The sequence below is a fragment of the Pseudomonadota bacterium genome (assembly GCA_010028905.1).
Classification (GTDB): domain Bacteria; phylum Vulcanimicrobiota; class Xenobia; order RGZZ01; family RGZZ01; genus RGZZ01.
Genome location: RGZZ01000164.1, coordinates 1 through 9,824, shown reverse-complemented (window position 1 = coordinate 9,824; position 9,824 = coordinate 1). Strand labels below are relative to the sequence as shown.

The following is a 9,824-nucleotide window of genomic DNA, read 5'->3' as shown; positions in this document are numbered from 1 at the left end:
AGCTCGCGCGCCACGTGTTGCATGGCGGCGGTACAGGCCCGCACCATGGGGTTGGCCCACACCACCACGTTGATGCCGGCCGCGCGGAAGGCATCGGTGGGGGTCTGGGGATAGCGCGTGGGCACCACGATGAGGGGACTTCTGCAGGCCCATTCGCGAGCGAAGGCCATCACCTCGTCGGCGACGGTCTGACGGCTGTGGATGAGGATGGCGTCGGCGCCGGCCTTGCGATAGGCCTCCGCGCGTCGGAGTGCTTCATCAAGCCCTGCGCCCGCGATGAGCGCCTCGACCCGAGCGACGATGCAGAAGCTCGGGTCGCGCTGGCTGTCCTTGCCGGCTTTCAGCTTGCCGCAGAACTCATCGATGTCGGCAAGCGCATGGGTCGCACCTTCGAGCAGGCTGTTCGATTTGGGGAAGATCTTGTCTTCGATGCAGACGCCGGCGATGCCGCGCTGCTCGAGCTTTCGCACCAGGCGGCGCACGCTGTTGAAGTCGCCGTAGCCCGTGTCTCCATCGAGCAGGATGGGCAGATGGGTGGCGTCGGCCATGTGCTCGAGCATGTCGATCACCTGGGTCATCGAGGCTTCGTTGCAGTCGCGCAGCCCGAACTGGGTCGACAGCGCAAGGCTCCCCGCCCAGATTCCGTGAAAACCGGCTTCTTCGACGATGCGCGCGCTCAAGCCGTTGTGCGCCTCCACGAGAAAGTCGAGTCGCGGCGACTCGAGCAGGGCTCGCAGCTGTTCTGTTCGGCTCATGCGTTCATTCTCACGATCTCGTCATGCACGTGGTGGGCTCGTGCCAGATGGGCCTCGTCATCGATCTCTCCCCAGCGCAGGTCGGTCACCATCACGCAGCCGATGTCGAACCGCCCTGCACAGCGCACCAGACCGTCGGTCTCGTAGGCGAGCGCGCCCGATTCACGGTCGATCTCGAGCAGCGCCTCGAAGAGCGCGCGCGAGATGCGCGAGATGCCCACCAGCTCGGCGTGCGGGCCCGACGACAGGCGTCCGGGGTCTTTCGACATCGACACGAGACGGCCTTCGTCGTGGGCAACCCACACCTCGTCGCCCGCCCCCGTAGGCCCGCTCACCACGATGGCACTCTCGTGGGGCGAGACGAGCAGCGCCTCTAGGGCGCGCTGCTCGTACACCAGATCGCTCTCGAGCAGCAGAAAGGTCTCTTCCCCAGCCAGGGCCTCCCGCGCGCAGGCCAGCGAGCGCAGGCTTCCGGTGTGCGCGAATTCGGCGTTGTGCACCCGCTCGACATCGAGCTCGGCATACCAGTCGGCCTGGTGACCGGTGACCACGACGACGCGCTCGATCCCGGCGCGCCGCAGGCGCTCGACAGAGCGCACCACGATGGGCGCACCACCCACCTCGATGAACCCCTTGGGCCGCATCTGCCCGAACGCGCCGAGTCGGGTCCCTCGCCCGGCAGCCAGGATGCACGCGGTTCTCATCGGCAAGGCGTGTCGCAGACCGAGCGCAGGGCTTCGACCAGACGCGCGAGATCGTCATCGCCGATGGCCCCCATGGTGGCGATGCGAAAGATGTGCCCGGCCAGAGCGCCCTGGCCGGCGTAGATGACGAAGCCTGCCTTGCGCATGGCGGCATGCAGGGCTTCGTAGGGGAGTCCGTTCGGCAGGGGCCAGGCCGTGAGCATCGATGCGCGCTGGCCGTCTGGCACGAGCGGTTCGAGTCCGGCGACAGCCAGCGCCTCGCGCACGCGCGCTGAGCGTTTGCGGTAGACGGTGCGCCGCTCGGCCCATCCCCCCTCATCGCTGAGCTCGGTCAGGGCTTCGTCGAGGGCGAAGCAGGCGTGCACGGCCATTGTGAACGGCGAGAACCCGTGCTGCTGCTCACGATGGTAGCGCCTCAGGTCGAGGTAGACCGTGGGAGAGACCGGGTCGCCGTGCTCGAGCGCCGCCGTGTCTGCCATGACGAAGGCTACGCCGGGCACGCCGTGCAGACACTTGTTCGCGGTTGCGGCCACCGCGAGGCACTGGGCTACGGGAACGTCCTCGCCGCCGAAGCTGCTCACCGCGTCGAGCAGCAGGGCGCGGCCGTGGCGGGCACAGAGGTCGGCGAGCGCATGGGCTTCGTTGAGCCGTCCGGTTGTGGTCTCGTGGTGCACCGCGGCCACGTGCGTGATGTCGGGGTCGTGAAGGGCGGCCTCGATGGTCGGCAGATCGAGGCCCTCGGTCCAGGCGCCTTCGAGGGTTCGATGCGGCTTGCCCTGAGCGGCCAGCATGGCCGCCATGCGCTCGCCGTAGACGCCGTTGGTGGCCACCAGCGTCGATGCGCGCCTCGGGGCAAAGGTGGCCAACATGGCCTCTACGGCCGCCGTGCCGGAGCCGGTGAGCAGCACGGCCTCGTGCGCGGGGGCGGTGTAGATCGACCGTAGCCGCTCCTTGATGGACGTGAGCATCGCGGCGAAGTCGGCCTCGCGATGGCACATGTCGGGGCGCAGCAGCGACTGACGCACCCGTTCGGTGAGCGTCACGGGACCCGGGTTGAGGAGGATCGTGCGCGACATGGGCACGAGAGTTTCGCGATGGCGCCTGTTTCCCTGCCTTGGCCCATCAGCGCCGTACACGCACGAAGCCACGCGGGGCCGCGATCCTGGTCGACTGTGTGGAGGGAGACGTGGGGCGGGGCGTGAACCCCTGGCGATATGATTGACCCCTGCGGGTTCGTGCGTGCCCTTGCGGAACGTGGATTCGACACCTGGAGCGGTGTGCCGTGCTCGTTCCTCACGCCGCTTCTCGAGGTCGTCGAAGGCGAACCTGGCCTGCGTCACGTGCCGGTGGCCAACGAGGGCGATGCCGTCGCGGTGGCCGTGGGCGCCCATGTCGGGGGCGGCTCGGCTGTGGTTTACATGCAGAACGCCGGCCTGGGCAATGCGGTCAACCCGCTCACGTCGCTGGCCCACGTCTTCGAGACGCCTGTCCTGCTCATCGTGACGCGACGGGGCGGCGCTGATGATGAGCCGCAACACGCGCTCATGGGCGACATCACCATACAGATGCTCGAGCTCATGCGGGTGGAGTGGCAGGTGCTCCCGCGTGCGCCCGACGCCTGGAAGGTCGTGCTCGATGGCGCTGTGGCGGCGTTGCGCGAGAGAGGGCGCTCACAAGCGCTCGTGGTCGAGAGAGGCACCTTCGCCGCGCGGCCCCATACTGAGGCATGTCTTGACGCAGGGTACACGCAGGGGGGGATCGCGACGGCCGAACCGCCCTCTGCGCCCCCCACCCGATTTCTCGGCGCGACAGCCGGCAGCCCGCAGCAGAGCGCGACCTCCTCGCCGACGCCGGTGACGCGCGTCGACGCGCTGCGTCGAATCCGCGCGCTGGCCCAGCCCCGCGACATCCTCGTGGCGTCGACCGGCTACACGGGTCGCCAGCTGTACGCCCTCGGGGATGCGCCCAACCAGCTGTACATGGTCGGATCGATGGGGTGCGCCGCCTCGCTCGGGCTGGGGATTGCGCTCGCCTGTCCGGCGCGCCGCGTCATCGTGATCGATGGCGACGGGGCGCTGCTCATGCGTCTCGGCGCATGCGCTGCCATCGCACGCCAGCGGCCACCCAACTTCGTTCACGTGGTGCTCGACAACGGCGTGCACGAGTCGACGGGGGGGCAGCCTACGCTCTCTCGAGGCGTTGATCTGCCCGCGGTTGCCCTGGCCTGCGGGTACGCGCAGGTGACGAGCGATGTCTCCGCGCTCGCATCGACCTCGACGGGGCCGATGTTCGTATGGCTGGCCACGCTGTCCGGCGTGCCCACCGGTCTTCCTCGACCCACTGTCACGCCCGCCCAGGTGGCATTGCGCTTGCGGAGCGCGTTGACCGCGCGTGCGTGAACCTTCTGGCGTGGACGACACGCAGCTTCGCCCACTCATGGGCATTCGCTACGTTGCCGCGGTGAGCGTCGTGCTCGTTCATCTCGAGTGGCTGCCGTTCGTTGCCACGGTGCCGCTGTTCTTTGTCTTGAGCGGCTTCATCCTCACCTACAAGTACGTCAACGCCGATTCGGGCCTGACGGTCGATGTGCGCAGGTTCTGGCTGGCGCGACTATCGCGCCTCTACCCGTGCCATCTGCTGGCACTGTTTCTGCTGCTCGCGTTGCGCCTGGCGTGGGACATCCCCCTGCGCGGCACGTGGGGATCGTTCGTCGCCTCGGCACTCATGCTCAGCGGGTGGCTGCCTCGTTATGCGGTGAGCTGGAACATCGCGGCGTGGACCAACACATGCGAGATCTTCTTCTATCTCACGTTTCCGCTTCTCGTTCCGCTTGTGCTCAAGGTTCGAACGCGTCGCGGCATGTTGGCTGCCACGACGGTTGCGTGGCTGATCGGGCTGGCCATGACGCGCGGGTTCGATCACGCTCGCGGGCTGGAACCGGCCTTCGTCGACTGGGATCGGTGGTTCGTGAAGTTCAACCCCATCATCCATCTTCCCGAGTTCGTCATCGGCATTGTGCTGGGCCGATGGTACAGCGCGTGGGGATGCCGATCGAATCGACGGCTCGGCGACGTGCTGTCGGGAACCTGCCTGGTGATCGCGACGATGCTCTCCATGCACCAGGGGCCCTGGTTCATCTATGTGCACAACACCCTTCTCGCACCGCTCTTCGCCGTGCTCATCTGGGGACTGCTCATGGGCGGTGCGGTGGCCGACATCCTGGGCAGTCGCCTGCTCGTGCGCCTCGGATGCGCCAGCTACGCCGTCTACATCTTGCAGGAACCGTTGTTGCTGTTGGCCCATCTCGTGTCTGGCTGGGACGGGTTCGTCGACCAGCCCGCGTTCGCGGTCTTGTTCATCTTCTCGCTCACGGTCGTCGGGCTTGCCGTGCATCGCTTCGTGGAGGAGCCTGTCATGCGCTTCCTTCGCGGTCACGAGGGGGGCGTTGTTCCCCTCCGCGCCCTGTCGATGCAGATTGCGTGGCGAGAGAGCCTGGCCGCGCTGGCGCTCATGGCGCTCGCCATCGGCTGGGTGTCGCTGCTGCCCCAGCACCTTCCCGTGATCTCGTCATCTCGTCTCGAGGGTACGCTCTCCTCCATCGGCGCGGCTCGCGTGGGGTGGGTCAACGGGGGCGACGAGCGCTATCTCGAGCGGTACGATGATCGGTTGCGAGGGGTGCGCTTCGAGGGTTGCTCGACGACGTGCGATGCCGACTTCGTGCTGGCGCCACGGGGCTGGAGAGATGCAGGGCATCCCCGATTCGTGGAGGCCGAGGAGAACGATCGCGTGGTGCTCTGGGGCCGAAGCGGCGTGTGGCTCCCGCCGCGTTACCGCATCACCCCGCGAACCGTTCTCGGACTGCATCCGCACCCGTCGGTTCGCGTGACGGGCTTCAATGGAATGGAGACAGCGCCGGATGGGCACGACTTTCGCTGGACCAGCGGCGAAGCGGTCCTCGAGGTTCCCCCTCCGGACGGCTCTGAGGCGCATCATCTCGAGGTACGCCTGTCTGGCGGAGTCGAGCGCCCACTCGAGGTCAGCGTTGGGGGCAGCATCGTCTGGTCGGGGATTACGCCTGCTTCGGGGCGAACCTTGTTGATGCGCTACTTCACCGAGGCATCGGGCCGCTCTCAACGTATCACGCTGAGAACGAAACCCTGGATTCCGCGCGACATCGACCCGCATTCGACGGATGGGCGGGTGCTGGGCGTGCCATTCTGGGGTGTGAGGATTCTGCCTTGAGCGCGGACGCTGCGTCAGACAGCGCAATCTCGCATTGCGATACAGGCAGGGCGATGGAGGCTGACCCGCCCGGGCTTGGGGCCGAGCTTGTACTGCTCGCGCTTGTTGCACTGTCGGTGGCCGCGGTAGTCGCAGCGATGCTGGCGCGTCGCCAGCTGTTTCTCGGAAGCTTCGACAGTGAGCAGATCTTCGGCCAGGGGCACGCCCTGCTCCAAGCCTGGGCCAGCGGCACCTCCATCTCCACCCGGGCCTTCCTCGATCTCCCCCTGCCGCTCACCTACAGCCCCCTGGAGCATGCGTTCTCCATGCCCCTGCTCGCGCTCTCGCGGCTCACCAATCCGTGGTTCGCCTTCAACCTGATGGCGCTCTGCACCCTGTTCGCCAACGGGCTCTCGATGTACGGCCTGCTGCGCGTCGGGGGCCTGTGTCGGCCTGCAGCGGCGGTCGGCGGGTTCCTCTTCTTCACGGCGCCCACGTTGCTGGTGCACACGTACCAGGACGCCTACCTCGGACAGGCGTTCTACATCAACATCATGTTCGCGCTGCAGCTGCGCGATCGGCGCGCGGGCTTCCGAGCCGCGCACTGGGGGCTTCTGGGCGCGTGTGCCGCGCTGCTTGCCGGCGCCCACGAGTACCTCGGCCTCATGGGGTTGGGGCTGCTGGCTGTCTTTCTCTTCTGCAGCGCACGCCGCCTTGGCGCGCGCCGTCTCGCCGTGGCCGTGGCCGCCTCGATGTTCGTGTTTGTCGTGGTCGAGGCGCCGGTGCTCTGGATGTATGCCGAGCAGCGCGCCTTCGATCGGGAGAATCATGTGGAGTTTGCGCGCCCTATCGAGCACAGCGTTGTGAACTCGTGTCTTCCCCGTGACTACCTGTTTCCTCGCACGTATCACCCCATGCTCGACTGGAGGGGGCTGGCGCAGGAGAGCTCGCAGACTGGCGAGAGCGCGCCATACCTGGGTTTCATCAATCTCAGCGCGCTTCTCCTGCTCGGGATGTGGGCCCTGTGGCGACGGGACCGGGTCCGCGCCTGGCTCGACGCAAGCCCGCTGATGACCACATTGCGCTGTGAGCTGCTGCTGTGCGGCGTGGGCGGCTTTCTGTTGACCCTCGGTCCGCGGTGGCGAACCGCGCCCTGGATACCGCTGCCGGTCGAGCTGCTGCTGCGGCCCATGTGCATGGGGCGTCGCGTCGGCATGGTGAACATCGATTACCGCCCACGCATCGGGGAGTCGACCATGCGCCCCCTCGAGAGCGCGGTGTGGACCATGAAGCGGATCTGGAGAGCACGATTCACATGAGCATCGGCATCCTCGGAGGCGGAATCAGCGGAATCACGTTGCAGCGCTTCCTGCGCCGTCCGTCGATGGTGCTCGAGCGCGACGAGCGCATCGGGGGGCTGTGCCGTACGTTCTGGAAGAACGGCTTCGGCTACGACATCGGCGGGCACATCTTGTTCTCGAAGCATCAGCAGGTGAACGATCTGGTGAACACGGTGCTCGGGGAGAACATCAACCAGTGCCGTCGCCTCAACACCATTCTCTACAAAGGCCGGTATGTCAAGTACCCGTTCGAGAACGATCTGGCCGCCCTCGATGTAGATGACCGGTATGCGTGCCTCATCGATTACCTCAAGGCCGGTCAGGCCCCCGACGCCGAGGGCACGAGCGCGAACCTCGAGGAGTGGGCCTACCGGGTATTCGGGCGAGCCATCGCTGACAAGTATCTCATTCCCTACAACCGCAAGATCTGGAAGCTCGAACCCCGCGAGACCGACACGGTGTGGGTCGAGCGCATCCCCCGTCCGCCCATGGAAGACGTGGTGAAGTCGGCACTCGGCATCAGCACCGAGGGCTACACCCATCAGCTCTACTTCCGCTATCCGCTCCACGGCGGTTTCGAATCGCTTGTGCACGCGCTTCGGCGCGATGACGCCGTGGTGCGATGCGGCGCCGGCGTTCAGCGGGTGGAGCGCCATGGGCGCGGGTGGCGCGTGTTCGACGGGCGTGAGCGTCACGATTTCGAGCGCCTCGTCGTGGCCTTTCCCATTCACGAGGCCATCAAGGTCATCGACGGCGTTCCCCCCGAGGTCGAAGCAGCCGTTGCGCGCCTTCGCTACAACGCCATGCGGGTGGTGCTCGTCGCGGTCGGCAACGAATCGCTTCTCGACAAGAGCGCCATCTACATCCCCGACGAGACCGTGCTGCCCCATCGGGTCTGCTTCATGGGGTTCTTCTCTCCCAACACGGTGCGCCCGGGCACGTCGTCGCTGGTGGCCGAGATCACCATGCCGCCCGGACACCCGCTCGAGGAGATGTCGGACGCGGTGATGATCGAACGCGTGGTCGACGACCTCGATCGCATCGGCATCATTCGACGGGCCGAGGTGGTGGAGACCGATCTGCGGCGCATCCCCTACGGCTACCCGGTGTCCGACATGAGCTTCAGGCCGTGCAAGGCGGTGGTGCATCGCTGGTTTGCCGATCAGGGCATCGAGCTGCTCGGACGCTTCGCGGAGTTCGACTACATCAACTCCGACGAGTGCATGCGACGCGCCCTGGCCCTGGCGGAACGGCTCAACGCCGAGCCGGGGTGAGAGTCGCCGGGCTTCGCGCCGCCTTCTTCTCGCTGCTGGTGGGCGTGCTTCTCTTCAAAGCCCCGCTCTGGGGAGAGGTGTACGCGCCTCTCGAGCTCACCGACACGTTCTACCCGTGGCGCCACTTCGCGGTGCAGCGTGATGTCTCGCGCATCTTGCCCGAGGAGGGCTTCTCGATGCGTGATGACATGCTCGTGGCGATTCCACAGGACGCGTTCATCCATGACGCGCTTCGTGAAGGCCGCATGCCGCTGTGGAACCCGCTGGTGATGTGCGGGGTGCCCTTCGCCGCCTACTACCGGACCGTGTGGTATCCCCCTCGCGCACTGTTGCTGTGGGCCTTCGACCCCATCACGGGGAGCCTGCTGTCGGTGTTCCTGCACCTCGTTGCGGCGGGGGTCTTCATGGCCTGGTTCCTCGACCGGCTCGGCCTGCGACGTGAGGCAGCCACGTTTGGGGGGCTGGTCTGGATGCTGAGCGGGTACGCCACCGCCTGGGTCGAGATCTACTACGTGCCCATCGCATGCGCCCTGCTGCCTGCGCTGCTGGCCTCCCTCGATGGCCTGGCGTCGCGTCGAGACGGGCGCTGGGTCGCCGCGTCGTCGATGGCGATGGGGCTGCTGTTCGTGGGCAGCCACTGGCAGTTCGCGTTCTACGGCGCTGCCTTTGCGAGCCTGTGGTACCTCTGGCGGGTGCGTCTCGAGGAAGGGTGGGGACGCTGGCTGTTCCTGCCCCTGGTGTGGGTCTGCGCCATCGGCGTGGGTGCGGTGCAGATCCTTCCCACCTTGCAGCTGGCTTCTCTTGCGGGTCGTCCACCGCTGCCCTCGCTCGAGGTGGTGAACGAGAAGTGTCGCCTGCTCCCCGAGCAGCTCTTGACGCTGCTCGTCCCGGAGCTCTTCGGATCCCCTCCCTCGGGGTTCTTCTACACCCGGGTGGTGAGCGGGCTGCAGAGCTTCAACGAGCTGGCGCTCTACGTTGGCCTCGCGCCCCTGCTGCTGGTGTTCGGCGCCCCGCGCTGCCGCGTGCGCGCGTGGTCGTTCTTTGCGGCCTCTGCGGTGGCCGCGCTCCTGCTGGCCTCCGGCTCGCCGCTGTACACGCTGGCGTGGAAGGTCGTGGCGCCGATGCGCTTCTTCACGCCCGTGCGCATCCTGTGGATCTTCGCGTTCTGCATGGCCGTTCTCGCGGCTTGTGGGTTGCAGCGTGCGCTCGACGCGGGTCGTCTTCCCGGGGGAGACGCGAACGGCGTGGCCCTGCTGATCATCATCGCCCTCACCGAGGGCGTGGCGTTCTCGTTCCTGGCGCCAGGGGGAGCGGGGTTCGATGACCTCTTCATGCGCTACATCCGGTGGGGGGCCTTCCAGATGCCGCGCTACGCCTCCGCGGAGCCGTATGCACGCGCGGTGGTGGCCCGCATGGCCGATCACTACCAGAGCGGGAACCTGCCCTTTCTCGCCCCCCTGCTGCTGATGATGGCCCTCATCGTCGTCGGCGCCTTGTTCGAGCGCCGACGGGTGGGTCGTGCGTGCTTTG

The 9,824-nt window shown here is 66.9% G+C and carries 8 protein-coding genes; 5 read left to right on the top strand and 3 right to left on the bottom strand.

Annotation, left to right across the window (positions count from 1 at the left end; all coding sequences use genetic code 11):
- The 3 genes from aepX to EB084_12570 form a co-directional block, all read right to left on the bottom strand.
- Positions 1–755 (bottom strand): phosphoenolpyruvate mutase (gene aepX / locus EB084_12580; GenBank protein ID NDD29092.1); only part of this gene is annotated, 755 nt, incomplete at its 3' end.
- Positions 752–1,465: a phosphocholine cytidylyltransferase family protein gene (locus EB084_12575; protein ID NDD29091.1), complete on the bottom strand. Its 714-nt coding sequence runs from the start codon at positions 1,463–1,465 to the stop codon at positions 752–754. The genes aepX and EB084_12575, both read right to left, overlap by 4 nt.
- Positions 1,456–2,535, bottom strand: coding sequence for an aminotransferase class V-fold PLP-dependent enzyme (locus EB084_12570; protein NDD29090.1), 1,080 nt, complete (start codon positions 2,533–2,535; stop codon positions 1,456–1,458). Before EB084_12570 ends, EB084_12575 begins: the two co-directional genes overlap by 10 nt.
- A 138-nt stretch (positions 2,536–2,673) precedes the next feature.
- Between EB084_12570 and aepY the strand changes: the two genes are divergently transcribed.
- The 5 genes from aepY to EB084_12545 all read left to right on the top strand — a co-directional run.
- Positions 2,674–3,858, top strand: coding sequence for a phosphonopyruvate decarboxylase (gene aepY, locus EB084_12565; GenBank protein NDD29089.1), 1,185 nt, complete (start codon positions 2,674–2,676; stop codon positions 3,856–3,858).
- Positions 3,851–5,701, top strand: a complete 1,851-nt coding sequence (locus EB084_12560; GenBank protein ID NDD29088.1) for an acyltransferase — start codon at positions 3,851–3,853, stop codon at positions 5,699–5,701. The genes aepY and EB084_12560 overlap by 8 nt, the downstream gene beginning before the upstream one ends.
- Positions 5,702–5,754: 53 nt before the next feature.
- Positions 5,755–6,999 (top strand): hypothetical protein, encoded by a 1,245-nt coding sequence (locus tag EB084_12555; protein ID NDD29087.1) that lies wholly within the window; start codon positions 5,755–5,757, stop codon positions 6,997–6,999.
- Positions 6,996–8,294 carry a hypothetical protein gene (locus EB084_12550; GenBank protein ID NDD29086.1) on the top strand — a complete coding sequence of 433 codons (1,299 nt, stop codon included), beginning with the start codon at positions 6,996–6,998 and terminating at the stop codon, positions 8,292–8,294. Before EB084_12555 ends, EB084_12550 begins: the two co-directional genes overlap by 4 nt.
- The coding region (locus tag EB084_12545) for a hypothetical protein (GenBank protein ID NDD29085.1) at positions 8,291–9,824 on the top strand (1,534 nt) is incomplete at its 3' end. The genes EB084_12550 and EB084_12545, both read left to right, overlap by 4 nt.